This window comes from Pontibacter brevis (assembly GCF_054779655.1).
Map to the genome: position 1 here is coordinate 133,364 of NZ_BAAGXV010000025.1, position 14,050 is coordinate 147,413.

Annotated in this window: 12 protein-coding genes; 2 read left to right on the top strand and 10 right to left on the bottom strand. The window is 48.0% G+C overall.

Features of this window, described 5'->3' with window-relative positions; genetic code table 11:
• The first annotated feature begins 130 nt into the window (after nucleotides 1-130).
• Together ACYVB1_RS07195 and ACYVB1_RS07200 are read left to right on the top strand one after the other, a co-directional pair.
• A complete protein-coding gene (locus ACYVB1_RS07195) occupies nucleotides 131-1,576 on the top strand; it encodes a peptide MFS transporter (RefSeq protein WP_460922168.1) in 1,446 nt (481 codons plus the stop codon).
• Between the two features lie 288 nt (nucleotides 1,577-1,864).
• Nucleotides 1,865-2,455, top strand: coding sequence for a hypothetical protein (locus ACYVB1_RS07200; RefSeq protein WP_460922170.1), 591 nt, complete (start codon nucleotides 1,865-1,867; stop codon nucleotides 2,453-2,455).
• A gap of 199 nt (nucleotides 2,456-2,654) precedes the next feature.
• Here the strand turns inward: ACYVB1_RS07200 and groL are convergent, their stop codons facing one another.
• The 10 genes from groL to ACYVB1_RS07250 all read right to left on the bottom strand — a co-directional run bounded on the left by groL (nucleotide 2,655) and on the right by ACYVB1_RS07250 (nucleotide 14,047).
• On the bottom strand, nucleotides 2,655-4,289 hold the full coding sequence (gene groL, locus ACYVB1_RS07205; protein WP_460922172.1) for a chaperonin GroEL: 1,635 nt from the start codon (nucleotides 4,287-4,289) through the stop codon (nucleotides 2,655-2,657).
• A gap of 37 nt (nucleotides 4,290-4,326) precedes the next feature.
• Nucleotides 4,327-4,617: a co-chaperone GroES gene (groES, locus tag ACYVB1_RS07210; protein ID WP_460922174.1), complete on the bottom strand. Its 291-nt coding sequence runs from the start codon at nucleotides 4,615-4,617 to the stop codon at nucleotides 4,327-4,329.
• Between the two features lie 261 nt (nucleotides 4,618-4,878).
• On the bottom strand, nucleotides 4,879-5,271 hold the full coding sequence (secG, locus tag ACYVB1_RS07215; RefSeq protein ID WP_460922176.1) for a preprotein translocase subunit SecG: 393 nt from the start codon (nucleotides 5,269-5,271) through the stop codon (nucleotides 4,879-4,881).
• A gap of 1 nt (nucleotide 5,272) precedes the next feature.
• The gene (locus tag ACYVB1_RS07220; protein ID WP_460922178.1) at nucleotides 5,273-6,691 is read right to left on the bottom strand and encodes a hypothetical protein; all 1,419 of its coding nucleotides are present in this window, start codon (nucleotides 6,689-6,691) and stop codon (nucleotides 5,273-5,275) included.
• A 30-nt stretch (nucleotides 6,692-6,721) separates the two neighbouring features.
• The gene (gene lptE / locus ACYVB1_RS07225) at nucleotides 6,722-7,249 is read right to left on the bottom strand and encodes an LPS assembly lipoprotein LptE (RefSeq protein WP_460922180.1); all 528 of its coding nucleotides are present in this window, start codon (nucleotides 7,247-7,249) and stop codon (nucleotides 6,722-6,724) included.
• The gene (locus ACYVB1_RS07230) at nucleotides 7,233-8,528 is read right to left on the bottom strand and encodes a sigma-54 interaction domain-containing protein (RefSeq protein WP_460922182.1); all 1,296 of its coding nucleotides are present in this window, start codon (nucleotides 8,526-8,528) and stop codon (nucleotides 7,233-7,235) included. The genes lptE and ACYVB1_RS07230 overlap by 17 nt, the downstream gene beginning before the upstream one ends.
• Before the next feature lie 102 nt (nucleotides 8,529-8,630).
• On the bottom strand, nucleotides 8,631-10,061 hold the full coding sequence (gene miaB / locus ACYVB1_RS07235; protein ID WP_460922184.1) for a tRNA (N6-isopentenyl adenosine(37)-C2)-methylthiotransferase MiaB: 1,431 nt from the start codon (nucleotides 10,059-10,061) through the stop codon (nucleotides 8,631-8,633).
• Nucleotides 10,062-10,303: 242 nt separating this feature from the next.
• A complete protein-coding gene (locus ACYVB1_RS07240; protein WP_460922186.1) occupies nucleotides 10,304-11,593 on the bottom strand; it encodes an anthranilate synthase component I family protein in 1,290 nt (429 codons plus the stop codon).
• Nucleotides 11,594-11,794: 201 nt separating this feature from the next.
• Nucleotides 11,795-13,159, bottom strand: a complete 1,365-nt coding sequence (locus ACYVB1_RS07245) for a tetratricopeptide repeat protein (protein ID WP_460922188.1) — start codon at nucleotides 13,157-13,159, stop codon at nucleotides 11,795-11,797.
• A 156-nt stretch (nucleotides 13,160-13,315) separates the two neighbouring features.
• A complete protein-coding gene (locus ACYVB1_RS07250) occupies nucleotides 13,316-14,047 on the bottom strand; it encodes a zinc ribbon domain-containing protein (protein WP_460922190.1) in 732 nt (243 codons plus the stop codon).
• Nucleotides 14,048-14,050 lie beyond the last annotated feature (3 nt).

Genomic DNA, 14,050 nt, shown 5'->3' on the forward strand with positions numbered 1-14,050 from the left:
ATGCTGAAATATTCAACAGGAAGTACTCTCAGGTGCCTTAGGGGTGCAATTGAAAATTTGTTTTAGAGGATACAGAATCGTATTTTTAATGATATTTGCGCAACCCTTTTAGTTAAATAAACCATTTTATATGTCAACATCACAAAATATTTCCGGTGGGAGGGCACCAAGCTTTGTAGATACACAAGGCAACCTTTTCGGGCATCCCAAAGGATTGATGGTATTGTTCTTTACAGAAATGTGGGAACGCTTCAGCTATTACGGCATGCGGGGTATCCTTGTGCTGTTTCTGGTGTCTACCACAAACGGAGGCTATGGCTGGTCAAATGAAGAGGCCCTGGAGCTTTATGGTACCTACACCGCTTTAGTATACCTGATGTCGATTCCGGGCGGTATTCTGGCCGATAAATTCCTTGGCCAGAAGAAAGCGGTTATCATTGGTGGATTCACACTGGTGGCTGGTCACCTGCTGATGGCTTATCCACCTGTATGGGCTTTTTACACGGCCTTGTGCCTTATAGTGGCTGGTACCGGACTCCTGAAACCAAACATTTCAACCATGGTAGGTGGCCTGTACCGGGAGAATGACAACCGACGCGATTCAGGCTTTACCATTTTTTATATGGGTATCAACCTGGGTGCTTTGCTGGCTTCCCTCATCGTCGGGTACGTTGGCGAGACGTATGGCTGGCACTACGGCTTTAGCCTTGCCGGCTTTGGAATGGTGCTGGGTCAAATTGTCTTTATCTGGGGGCGCAAGTTCCTGAAAGGGGTAGGTAACCTGACTACAACAGAAAAGAGCGAGGACAGGATATTTACAAAATCTGAACCAGCGCCTTCTCATCGTGGTTTCCTTGGCTTCAACAAGCAGGAGTGGGACAGGATTATCGTTATCCTTATTTCTTTCATTATTGTACTGGTATTCTGGGCTTCCTTTGAGCAGGCAGGCGGTCTGATGAACCTGTACGCGCTCCAGTACACCGACCGCTATGTGTTTGGATGGGAAGTGCCAGCCAGCTGGCTACAGGGACTGAACGCTTTCTTTATTATTACGCTTGGTGGTGTGGTGGCTGCTATCTGGGTGGCGCTGGCAAAACATGGCAAAAACCCACCTTCCATATTCAAGATGGGGCTTGGTACTGCTATACTTGGTATAGGCTTTATCTTTATGGTGTTCGCCTCGCTGCAGCGCAATGCCTCTGCCGATGGTTTATCTTCTCTGCATTGGCTTGTATTCGCTTACCTCTTTCATACAATTGGTGAGCTGGCGCTGTCGCCTGTGTCGCTTTCCTTTATCACCAAGGTAGCCCCGAAGCGCATTGTAGCTTCTATGATGGGCTTGTACTTTGCAGTAACAGGAGCTGGTAACTACGTAGCCGCGTGGATTGGTATCTGGGCACAACGCCTGGGTGAGCTGGAGATTTTCATGTCTATTGCCGGTTTCACGATTGTGCTGGGGATTATCCTGATGCTGCTTACGCGCAAAATCAACAAGCTTACACATGGCCTGGAAGAACAGAAACAGGACGAAGAAGAAGCGCAAACAGGACAGCTACTCGAGAAGTCAGCTACTTAATAAGGATTCAATTAAATGTAAAGGAAGGCCACAGGATAAGTTCTGTGGCCTTTTTGTTTCTGGAAGGCAAATACACTGCTGCCGGATATTTCTATAGCAGCACAAATTTGTAATGTTCCAAGGGTTTTGCTTATTTGGCTAAGGTGCTTTTGTTTGTATAGTTCTATTTATGATATTGCCTTTCTATAGCAGGTTGCCCCTTTAAGCCTGTTAAGGGATTATATAGTAATATCCTTATTTTACTTTTATACAAACTGTCTTATTTTGCAGATGTTGCTTTTTACTAAGATGCGCTGTCTTGCAGCAGCTTTTATCTTTTGCTTTGCCCTTCCATCCTGCCATATTGTTCCGGAGTCCCTGAAACCAGATGAGCAGGTACAGGTAGTATCACCTTCCACCACTTATACTATCCGGAAAGGTTCTCATTATGCGGATTATAATGCTTTCAGGCAGCGGAGCACGAGCAAACTTCGCTTTTCCGTTACCTTCGACAGTACTGCTGTTTATGCCTTCCAGGATACTGCTAACCAGAGAGACATGAACAAACTCTATGGCCTTGCCGATTGCAATACCAGCCACCACTCCAACAGCGTGCGTTTTGGATGGCGCTGGTATAAAAACAGGCTGGAAATCCATGGCTATAATTACTATAACAAGACCTTGCAAGCCGGTTTTATTGGCCTCGTAACAATAGGTAAACCATCTGTCTGCGAGATTAGCCTGGAGGAGCAGGCTTATGTTTTAACGCTGGACGGGAAGTCAGTCAGCTTACCAAGAGCCTGTAGTGGCATAGGTAAGGGGTATCAGCTGTATCCATACTTCGGAGGAGATGAAGTAGCCCCGCACGACATTACCATCGTCCTGCAGGAACTACTTTAGCTGATCAATTTCCTAAGCGGCCTTAACTTTCCTTTTACCTGCTTAAACAAAGGGTTGTGTGAAAAACAGAAATTGATGTTATGCCGAACCAGAATCAGCCTGAATCAGTTTACAGAAACTGATTAGCCACAGGAGAGCCGTTAAAAAAAAATCCCTGAGCCGTTATGACCCAGGGATTTCTTTTTAACTATGGGAATGATTACATCATGCCGCCCATGCCGCCCATGCCACCTGGCATAGCTGGAGCACCTTTCTCTTCTTCCGCATCTTCAGAAACCACACACTCGGTAGTTAACAGAAGACCAGCGATAGAAGCAGCGTTCTCAAGGGCCAGACGCGTTACTTTAGTTGGGTCAATGATACCAGCCTGGAACATGTTCTCGTACTTGTCGTCGCGGGCGTTGTAACCGTAGTCAGTCTTGCCTTCGCGAACAGCCTGTACTACTACTGAACCTTCGCCACCAGCGTTGTATACGATAGTTCTAAGCGGAGCTTCCAGCGCAGTTTTGATGATCTGCACACCTGTCTGCTCATCAGCATTGTACACATCGATGTTGTTCAGGGCATCAATCGCACGGATAAGGGCAACGCCACCACCTGCTACGATACCTTCTTCAACGGCAGCACGGGTAGCGTGCAGCGCATCGTCTACGCGGTCTTTCTTCTCTTTCATCTCTACTTCAGTAGAAGCACCGATGTAAAGGATAGCTACACCACCAGAAAGCTTCGCAAGACGCTCCTGCAGTTTCTCTCTGTCATAGTCAGATGTAGTAGACTCCATCTGAGACTTGATCTGGTTCACGCGCGCTACGATATCATCTTTCTGACCAGCACCGTTAACAATCGTAGTGTTGTCTTTGTCGATGATTACTTTCTCAGCCTGACCTAAATAGTCGATAGTGGCATTCTCCAGTTTGTAGCCACGCTCTTCAGAGATAACAGTACCACCTGTCAGGATGGCGATATCTTCCAGCATTGCTTTTCTTCTGTCGCCGAAGCCAGGAGCTTTAACAGCAGCAATTTTCAGGGAGCCACGCAGTTTGTTTACTACCAGTGTCGCAAGAGCTTCACCGTCTACATCCTCAGAAACAATTACAAGGCCTTTACCAGTCTGAACCACTTGCTCCAATACTGGAAGCAGTTCTTTCATAGTAGACACTTTCTTGTCGTAGATCAGGATGTAAGGGTTGTCAAACTCCGCTTCCATTTTCTCTGGGTTCGTCACGAAGTATGGAGACAGGTAACCGCGGTCGAACTGCATACCTTCTACAGTTTTCACCTCAGTTTCAGTACCTTTTGCCTCTTCTACAGTGATCACACCGTCTTTACCAACTTTGTCCATCGCGTCGGCAATCATTTTACCGATTTCAGCGTCGTTGTTGGCAGAGATAGTACCTACCTGGGAGATTTCAGATGAGTTTTCGATTTTCTTAGACTGAGAACGAAGGTTCTCCACTACCGCATGAACGGCTTTGTCGATACCACGCTTCAGATCCATTGGGTTAGCACCAGCTGCCACGTTCTTAATACCGGCAGTGTAGATAGCCTGCGCCAGCACAGTAGCAGTTGTAGTACCGTCACCAGCCTGGTCTGCTGTTTTAGAGGCAACTTCTTTTACAAGCTGCGCGCCCATGTTCTCGATAGGGTCTTTCAGCTCAATTTCTTTTGCAACTGAAACACCGTCTTTTGTGATGGTAGGGGCACCGAATTTCTTGTCGATGATCACGTTACGGCCTTTAGGACCCAGTGTCACCTTTACTGCATTTGCTAATTTGTCAACGCCTGACTTGATTTTAGTGCGGGCGTCTGTATCAAAATTGATGTTCTTAGCCATAGTTTATCTTAATTTGGATTAGATTTAAATTTTGTGATTAAAGGACAGCCAGGATGTCAGACTCGCGCATGATGAGGTAGTCGTTCCCGTCTACGGAGATCTCAGTTCCTGCATACTTGCCATACAACACTTGGTCGCCAACTTGTACCTGTGGCTTCAGCAGGGCGCCCTGCTCAGAAGTTTTGCCTTCGCCTACGGCTACTACCTCGCCACGCTGTGGCTTCTCTTTGGCAGTGTCAGGAATGATGATGCCTGATTTTGTTTTCTCTTCTGCTGCAGCAGGAGCTACGATTACTCTGTCTGCTAATGGTTTAATGCTGATTGACATATGTTTTTGTTATTAGGTTATATTGTTTTAAAATTAGTTAATAACACTACTGCTCTAACATTTCCTGTGCCAAGACTCGAAAACTGCCATATTAAGCCATTTTTTCAGCCTCCAGCTTCATTTTTTCTGTCATGTTTGGCAGATTCTGCCACAAGTAGGGAACTTTTTTTGAAATAGCTGACAAGAATGGCACCGGTGTAAACAAAAAAGCCGATCTGGTATGATCGGCTCTTAAGTTATGATGGGATATATAGGCAACGCTTACTGCGCGTTGGCTGTGTCTATCATTTCCGGAATGTCAGCTGCATCCGGAATAACCGCGGTGCTGTCTTCACCAGCAGTACCAGGGAAAGCGGCAGGACCAGGAAGCTGCGACTGACGCGCACGCTCTTCGTTCACGCTTCTGTTTACAGTAGAATCACCGGCAGTGTCAACCATCATGTGCGTACCTAGTGTGAGTACAACCAGTCCGATAGCAAAGCCCCATGTCAGTTTTTCTAACAGGTCTCCGGTGCGTTTCACACCCATCAACTGGCTGGCACCACCACCGCCGAACTGGCTTGATAGTCCGCCTCCCTTAGGGTTTTGAGCAAGTACAACTAATATCAGCAGTACGCAAATAAAGATAATGATACTGATAAGGGCGATATACATCTTAGTTTAAGTTTTGTAATTTTTCTATCTGTTCGACAAAGTAACTCTTTTTTTCCGGATTTTTCAAAATGAGTTGCTCATATATTTTGATGGCCTTTTTTACCTTTCCTTGGTTCAGGAAGATAGTAGCAAGGCTCTCTGAAGCAATGCCTTTTTTGATCTTAGAGTTCCTTAAAGACAAATCTTCCTGCGGCTCCTGCTTCATTTTGATGTTATTCATGGTTTTTAGGCGCGGGTTCAGCTTCAGGAACTGGTCAATGATATTGAGTTGATGGTGCAGGGAAGGTGCTTTTGGCTCCTCCGGTTTTTCCTCCAGTTCATGTGTCTTCGTGTACTCCAGTATCAGTTCCGGGTGAAAACCTTCCGGACGCTGCCGGGTAACTTCATCTTTTAACTGCAGTACTTCTCCCATGCGGCTCGACGACATCCAGTATCCAATAGTGTCTTCGGCATACATGCGGTCTATTTCGCTGAAAGCAAAGTTAACCGGCGCGTTCTCAGGTTTCTCGGGTGCTGCTACAGCAGGTTCTGCATCATTGCCGGCAACAGTTGCAGCATCCTCATCTTCTGCATCTGAAAAAGCGGCCTCAACAGCAGGAGCAGGGGTACTTTCTTCCAGCACATACACCCCGTGTGCTGCAACAGGGCTTTCTTCTGCTATAAGCTGCGCCAGTTCGTCATCCGCCTCCCTGAAATTATCGGGAAAAGTAAGGTGTTTAGGCTGGGCCTCGTCTTCAGCTATTGCCTCAGGAACCTGATTATCCGGCTTTTGTGCCAGAAGATCGGTAAAGGTGCTGTTCAGGCTATTGATAGTCAGTAACTGCGCCAGTTCAAAAGGTATTACTTCTTCGGCGTTTGGTGTTGTCGCCGGCTCTTCTTCAGCCGATGCATGAACAGGATAAACATCATCCTGGGATGCTGCTGCTACTTCAGCTTCGCCTGAAGCTTCCTCTTCGTAATAGGCCTCCTCTGCAGGTGCTTCTTCAGAGGCGTAGTCTTCTAACACTGCTTCGTCCTCGAAAGCCACCTCAGGTAAAGTTTCCGACTGCACAACATTACCGGCAACAGGTTGTACTGTCAGAGCCTCCTGCTGCTGTTCTGCTGATTCAGCTACAGTGACAGGAGTTTCAGGGGCGGATGCCTGCTGTTCCTCTACTACCGGTTCATCGAAAACAGGGGCAAAGGCAGGAGAGGTGTAGATGATACGTTTCAGTACCTGCCGGTTTGTGGCATAGGCTGATGCCCGGCGCAGGCGCTGCGTGGAGAGCATGCTGCCTTTGTCGTACGCCGATTTTGCCAGTAGTAAATGAGCCGTCTGGCAATACGGGAAAGTTGCGGCCATCTTTTCCAGCTCCTCAGTCTGCTGGTCAGAGATGTTCGCTGCCTGTTGGATCAGTTCTAGAAATGCTGACTTGTTCATGCTGGCTAAGCTACTCAAATAATCGGGGCATTACCAATCTGCCACTGTTTTGTTGAAAACATCTGTTACCAGGCGTTCCGTCAGCTGCTCAATCTGCGCCGTCGACAGCTGCGTGATGTCCAGGTCCTGCGGAAAGTCCTGTGAAATAGTGAAAGCTCTGTCGAAATCCTTTTCCGGTTGTTTTGTATTTACAAACCGAACCTGCACACTTAAGGTCAGGCGGTTCAACCCGGCAATATCATTCTGGCCTTCCCGCTGGATGGCGGCCGGGGAGTAGTTAAAAGAAACTATTTGCCCCTCCAATTGCAAGTCGCCTTCCGTCTGTTTTACAATCAGGTTCGTGTTGCGGCGGTAATAGTCTGTAAAGTTGTTTGTTACTACCTGTGTCAGGTTGGCAGGACCTTCTCCTGTCAGGTTTTCGAAATTCTGGATAGAAATGCTCTTTACATCCGGAGGTATGGTGGTGCCGGTAAAAGAATAAATGCCACAGCCACTGCATACCAGGAGGAGCAGTGTTAAAGCAAAGCTTACAGTGTGCAGGTTAATCTTCAATGTCATACTGTTTTAATTTGCGGTAAAGGGTACGCTCCGATATTCCCAGATCCTGGGCTGCATACTTCCGCTTGTTATTATGTTTCTTCAGTGCTTTCAGGATAAGTTCTTTCTCCTTGTTTTCCAGGGAAAGGCTTTCTTCTTCATACTCGTGCGGAATATCCTCCACTTTATGCTCTTCATAGTCCTGCACCTGTGGCCGGTGGTGGTGGTTCACGGGCAGGTAAAACGGCTCCTTGTGTACTGCCGCCTCCTGCTGCTGATAGCTGCGGCCATTACCATTAAATTGTTCAATATTCTCGAACAGGTGGCTGTGCTCCTTTAACAGTTCCTCATCATTGGGCTGGTGCGTGATCATTTCAAACACCAGCTTTTTCAATTCCGAGACATCGCGGCGCATGTCGAACAGCACCTTGTACAGCAGGTCGCGTTCAGAAAAGCTCTGCTCACCAGACTGCTCTTTTGCCAGCACGGCCGGAAGGCTGCTGTGTATCTGCTCCTGCGGCAGGTACTGGCGCAGTTTTGGTGCGTCTACTTCCCGGTCATATTCCAGCACCGATATCTGCTCCACCATGTTTTTCAGCTGGCGGATGTTTCCAGGGAAGGGAAACCGTATCAGCTCCTGCACGGCATCCGGGGTAAGCGTGATAGGCTTTACCTTGTATTTCTCAGAGAAATCTGCTGCGAACTTTCGGAATAACAAATAGATATCATCTCCTCGTTCACGCAAAGGTGGAACTGTGATAGGCACCGTGTTCAGGCGGTAATACAGGTCTTCCCTGAACCGGCCACTCTCCACCGCTTTTATCAGGTTCACGTTTGTGGCAGCCACTACACGCACATCAGTCTTTTGCACCTTAGAGGATCCTACTTTAATAAACTCCCCGTTTTCCAGTACCCGTAACAGGCGTGCCTGCGTACCCAGTGGCATTTCCCCGATCTCATCCAGGAAAATGGTGCCGCCATCGGTTACCTCGAAATAACCTTTTCGGGCTTCCTGAGCTCCTGTAAAAGAGCCCTTTTCGTGTCCGAAAAGTTCCGAGTCTATTGTTCCCTCTGGTATGGCACCACAGTTAATGGCAATGAACTGTCCATGCTTCCGTGGGCTGAGCTGGTGGATAATTTTAGAAAAAGATTCTTTACCACTGCCGCTTTCGCCCGTAATCAGCACCGTCATGTCAGTTGGCGCCACCTGCACCGCCACCTGGATGGCATAATTAAGCAGATGAGAATTGCCTATGATACCGAAACGCTGTTTTATACTCTGTATATCAATATTGCGCATTCTTTTGATTTGTAAATTTGAAGATGTGCAGATTTGAAAATGGGTTTGAAAAAGTTCAGTGAAGCACCATTTTCAAATCCTCAAATTTTCTAATCTCCAAATCTAATCCACGGCTTGCCCGAAAAGGGTGCCTACGCTACAGTCGTGCACGAACACGTTCACGTAGTCGCCTTTTTTATAGTGCTTCCTGTCGAAGATGACCACTTTGTTCTGATCGTTGCGGCCACTCAGCTGTTCTTCTGACTTTTTAGAGAAGCCTTCCACCAAAACTTTATGCACCCTGCCCACATCCAGCTTGTTGCGGTTCAGGGAAGTTTCACGCTGCTTCTCTATGATCTCTGCCAGGCGGCGTTTCTTCACTTCCAGCGGAATATCGTCTTCCAGCTTGCGGGCAGCAAGTGTGCCCGGCCGTTCAGAGTAGAAGAACATATAGGAGTAATCGTACTGCACATAATCCATCAGGGAAAGTGTGTCCTGGTGCTCTTCCTCTGTCTCTGTGCAGAAACCGGCAATCATATCCGACGAGATACCGCACTCCTGGCCAAGAATCCTGCGGATGGCATCTACACGGTTCAGGTACCATTCCCTGTCGTAGGTACGGTTCATCAGTTCGAGCACACGGGAGTTACCACTTTGAGCCGGCAGGTGAATGTATTTGCAGATGTTGTCGTACTTTTTCATGGTGTACAACACTTCATCTGTGATGTCTTTTGGATGCGAGGTAGAGAACCTGACGCGCAGGTTGGCATCCAATACGGCCACTTTCTCCAGCAGCTGTGCAAAGTTTACCTTCTCAGTTCCATCCTCAGAGGCCCATTTGTAAGAGTCCACGTTCTGGCCGAGTAGCGTCACTTCTTTGTAGCCCTGATCTATCAGCGCCTGCGCCTCCCGTACAATGGAGGAAGCATCGCGGCTACGCTCACGGCCACGGGTGAACGGCACCACGCAGAAAGAACACATGTTGTCGCAGCCCCGCATAATAGAAATGTAGGCACTTACCCCATTGCTGTTTAAGCGGATAGGGTTGATGTCAGCATAGGTTTCCTCACGTGACAGCAGCACGTTGACAGCTTTCTGCCCGCCATCTACCTCATTTATCAGGTTCGGCAGGTCGCGGTAGGCGTCCGGGCCCACCACCAGGTCCACTATCTTTTCTTCTTCCAGCAATGATTTCTTTAGGCGCTCGGCCATACAGCCCAATACACCCACCATCATGGACGGCTTCTTCTTCTTATAATAATTGATCTGGCCCAGGCGGTTTCGAACCGTCTGCTCTGCCTTTTCACGAATGGAGCAGGTATTCAGGAATACCAGGTCAGCCTGTGCAATGTCAGAAGTGGTGTCAAAACCCTGCTCAAACATAATGGAAGACACGATTTCGCTGTCAGAAAAGTTCATCTGGCAGCCGTAGCTCTCGATGTAAAGCTTCCGCCCTTTTCCAGTGTTTGTTTCTGCTGATATTTTGGTATCACAGGCCGCAGCTTGCTCAGGTGTACGGTTGTCTATAAAATCTAAATCTACTATCGGATCCATGCTAAAACTGTTACAACTGCAAATATACTATAATCTCCTCTAAAAACGTGACAGAATGACAGGAGGAAATTGATTTGACGACTTAAAGAACCAAAGATTGGAAAATCAAGATACCCCAACGTGGACCGGCATTCAGTTTCAGGTTCTGAAGAACAGGCTACTATCCTGCATTAAAACGCCGCAACAGTCGCAGCCACCCTTATATTCCCAATTCTTTAAAATTCTAAATCTCAGACTACTTTTTAACCCGCCAGCACCTTAAACATCGCTTGTGCTTTCAAAAGGCATTCCGCGTATTCCTGCTCCGGGTCGGAATCATAGGTGATGGCACTTCCGACCATGAAGGACAGGTACTTGTTGCTGGCGTTGTACTGTATACTTCGGATGACTACATTGAAGTCGCAGTCGTTGTCGGGTTTTATGAACCCGAACGCACCAGAGTATAAGCCTCTCCTGGTCGCTTCAAGTTCTTCAATGAGTTGCATGGCGCTAATTTTAGGTGCTCCCGTCATACTGCCCATGGGGAAGGCTCCTTTCAGAGCATCTACCAAGTCTTTTCCAGGCCGCAGTTCCCCAACAATGGTAGAAATCATCTGCGACACCTGCCGGAAGCCGTAAATGCCGAACATTTCCTCTACCTGCACAGTTCCGGTGGCACAGGAATGACTCAAATCGTTTCGCACCAGATCCACAATCATCATATTTTCGGCCAGTTCCTTTTCATTGTGGCGCAACTGGTGCTGCAGGAGGGCGTCTTCTTCTGGTGTTTCGCCACGGCGTATGGTTCCCTTGATGGGCTGTGAGATTAATTTCTGATGCTCTTTCTTCAGGAACCGCTCCGGCGAAGCACACAGCAGGTACTTGTCGTGGCACTTTAAATAACCGGAGAAAGGAGTGGGGGAAGCCTCATTCAGCGCCAGGTAGAGGGGCAACGGCTGCAGTGTCACAAGCTCTGCAAAAAACTCGATGCAGTAGTTTAGCTCATACACATCACCCTCCAGTATATGTTGTCGGATATGCTCCACGGCTTCCACATAGCTTTTCTTTGTCACCCGCTGCTTAATGGTAACTCCTTTGGGTGAGGCAGGAACAGGAGTGGGCGCAGCTATAACTTCAGCTATAACTGTTGTGATGCTTTCTTCTTTACTATAGATACTTAAGCTTTCCTGCTTAAAGTAGATGTAGATATCAGGAGAGAAAAAGTGCAGGAGCGGGAAATTAATATAATCCGGATGCTGGCTTTGCAGTTTCTCGATCTGGTTTTTCAAATCATACGTCAGGAAACCGCAGAGAAGGGAGTGCTCCTGCTGTAGTTCCTGCCTTAAACTCTCAAAAGCCTTCCCGGAATTAAGTTTTAAAGCCGCACCATAAGACACTGCCAGCAGATGCTCAAAGCCATCGTGCGGGTAAGGGATGCTGTTCGGGTTGTAGTAGGCTGCATGCGGATGCTGATTGGCCCATACCAATGCCTTTAACCTGAACTCCTCCAGAGATACAGGTAAATCAGCGGCCTTTATTTCTGCAGTATACATTTAGTGTTAGCAGTCGGTATCAACGCGGCAAATTTAAGTGATTCTGCTTTGCCAATACGGACTTTCTTTTCAAATACTGGCTTAAACAAAGCACTCAGGTAAGCATTTGCCCTTGTAGCATGTTCTTACCGTGCGGGAAAGATGTGTGCGCTAAGGGCAGTCAGGTGATGTAGCGTACAGGCACAGGCACCTGTATCTTTCTCATAACGCTGAAAGCGCCAGCTTTGCTTTTGTGTCGATGCTGTTTTTATAGGGATGCCCTTTGTAGTTCATGGCTTGCCTGAAATATGCTTTAGCCAACGTGGGTTGCTTTGCTTCCTGGTAAATATAGCCTAGCTGCAGCGCAGCGTTTGGAGCAAAGTATAAATCTGTAGCACCAGAGAGGTCAATTGTTTTTTTGTAAAAGGTGATGGCATCCTGCATGTCCTCGAGGCCGTGGTATATTCTTGCCTGCCGGTACAGGTATTCGGCGCGTACAGGCAAAGGGGTGGCCGTCGTTATCTTCATCTGTTTCAGGTCCTGCAGTGCTTCCTGGTAATAGCCTCCGTCTGCGTGCAGGCGTGCCTGTAGCAGGGGCACTACAGGAGACTCAGGACCTTCTGCATAGCGGGCGGCGTATCGGTCTTCCTCCGTGTCGGCTATACCTATTTCCGGAATTCTGCTAAAGTACCACTTTGCCTGTGCAGGCTGATTGTCCAGTAAATAAGCCAGATATAACTTGAAATGCACAGCTTTCAAATAATGCTGCCCCTTGTGCTGCTTCAGAAATAGCAGGTTCTTCTGAATGGATTTGTCATAGTCCCCCCGGAAAAGGTAAAGGTCGGCTGCCATGTGGTGCATGTAAGGGAAGTGAAGGTATTTTTTACCTGTGGGCCTGTTGCTATAAAACTCCAGGGCTGCGTCGCTCTGTTTTGTTTTCTTTAGCAGGTGCATGGCTGTAAACTGAAAAAGCAGGTTGTCAGGCTGTGCCCTGGCGAGGCTGGTGACCTGTGCTACTGCCTGTTCGGGTTCTTCCTGCTCGAGCAAGTGCAGCACCAGGGCATGCAGCAACTGGGCCTCCTCCCTGAAAACACTTGGCTGGTTGGCAGCAGCTTCCAGGTTCGCCATGCCTTCTTTTACATTCCCTTTCAGCCCGATGATGTTCAGGAACCACTTGTATTGATCTGGCACAGATCCGAGCAGGATTTGCAACACACCCAGGTTCTTCCTGTTAGGTACAAAGCCGGGCCAGCGTCTGGCGTTTTCTGCGTAATGCAAATACGCTTTCCTGAAGTCCCAGGCGGCAGCTAAACGGTTGCCAAACAAGAGTTTCGTCATGGCCAGGTGCATCCTTACTTCAGCTGCAGCATATCCGTCCCAGGCACTGCGGTTGCGCTTATTCTCCAGCCTTTCCAGCCTTTGCTCCTGGGCCTGGAGTAGCTGATCATACCTTACCTGGTCTTGCTGTACGCAGATCTCCAAAAAGTCAGCATAGTTAGCCACCAACAATGCTGCTGCGTTATCGGCATCTTTCTGAAGCTCAGGCTGGAGCAAAGCACGACCGCTGCCTACCCGGAGCTTTAGCATTTGCTGATAGGCTTTGTTTGTGGCCGGGGTAAAAACAGAAGTGGCTGATACGGCACTAAAACCCAGAAGAAAGCTCAGCAACAAAAAAAAAGGATGGGGTTTAGCCATCCTTTTTAAGATTATGTACAAGTGCTTATCGCCCAAGGTCAATTAAAATTAGAACACACGCTGCTCTACGCCAGCCAGAATACGGCCGCAGTGCTCGCATACAATAACTTTTTTCTGAGCTGCGATGTCAGCCTGGCGCTGAGGCGGTACTGTGTTGAAGCAGCCACCACAGGCATCACGCTTTACAGTAACAACTGCCAGGCCGTTGCGCACGTTGCCGCGGATACGGGTATAAGCGCTTAGCAGGCGGTCTTCGATGTTCGTAGCCGCTTTGTTTCGCTCTTTTTCCAGCTGTGTTTCTTCTTCTTCGCTTTCGCCAACAATTTGGTCCAGCTCTTTCTTCTTATTTTCGAGGTCTTTGCGACGCTCTTCCAGGCGGTGCTTCGTGCCTTCTATCTCGTTGATCTTCTGCTCAATCTGGTAGTGCGCTTCCCTGATTTTCTTCTCGTTGATCTGGATTTCCAGTTTCTGAAGTTCTATCTCTTTTGTGATAGCGTCGTACTCACGGTTGTTGCGCACGTTTTGCTGCTGCTCCTCATACTTGCGAATCAGGCCTTCAGCATCTTTCGTTGCCTGCTTACGCTGTGCAATAGAGTCGTTCAGGAAAGCTACTTCATCATCAAACTTACGTACCCGCACCGCATACCCTTCAATTTCGTCTTCAAGGTCCTGAACCTCTTCAGGGAGATCTCCTCTTACTCTTTTGATTTCATCAAGCTGTGAATCGATGGTCTGAAGCTTTAAAAGTGCTTCCAGTTTGCTGGCTACAGTACTTTCCATGTA

Coding starts and splice junctions, on each gene's coding strand:
- ACYVB1_RS07195 (WP_460922168.1), top strand. CDS start 131: ATGTCAACATCACAAAATATTTCCGGTGGGAGGGCACCAAGCTTTGTA.
- ACYVB1_RS07200 (WP_460922170.1), top strand. CDS start 1,865: ATGCGCTGTCTTGCAGCAGCTTTTATCTTTTGCTTTGCCCTTCCATCC.
- groL (WP_460922172.1), bottom strand. CDS start 4,289: ATGGCTAAGAACATCAATTTTGATACAGACGCCCGCACTAAAATCAAG.
- groES (WP_460922174.1), bottom strand. CDS start 4,617: ATGTCAATCAGCATTAAACCATTAGCAGACAGAGTAATCGTAGCTCCT.
- secG (WP_460922176.1), bottom strand. CDS start 5,271: ATGTATATCGCCCTTATCAGTATCATTATCTTTATTTGCGTACTGCTG.
- ACYVB1_RS07220 (WP_460922178.1), bottom strand. CDS start 6,691: ATGAACAAGTCAGCATTTCTAGAACTGATCCAACAGGCAGCGAACATC.
- lptE (WP_460922180.1), bottom strand. CDS start 7,249: ATGACATTGAAGATTAACCTGCACACTGTAAGCTTTGCTTTAACACTG.
- ACYVB1_RS07230 (WP_460922182.1), bottom strand. CDS start 8,528: ATGCGCAATATTGATATACAGAGTATAAAACAGCGTTTCGGTATCATA.
- miaB (WP_460922184.1), bottom strand. CDS start 10,061: ATGGATCCGATAGTAGATTTAGATTTTATAGACAACCGTACACCTGAG.
- ACYVB1_RS07240 (WP_460922186.1), bottom strand. CDS start 11,593: ATGTATACTGCAGAAATAAAGGCCGCTGATTTACCTGTATCTCTGGAG.
- ACYVB1_RS07245 (WP_460922188.1), bottom strand. CDS start 13,159: ATGCTAAAGCTCCGGGTAGGCAGCGGTCGTGCTTTGCTCCAGCCTGAG.
- ACYVB1_RS07250 (WP_460922190.1), bottom strand. CDS start 14,047: ATGGAAAGTACTGTAGCCAGCAAACTGGAAGCACTTTTAAAGCTTCAG.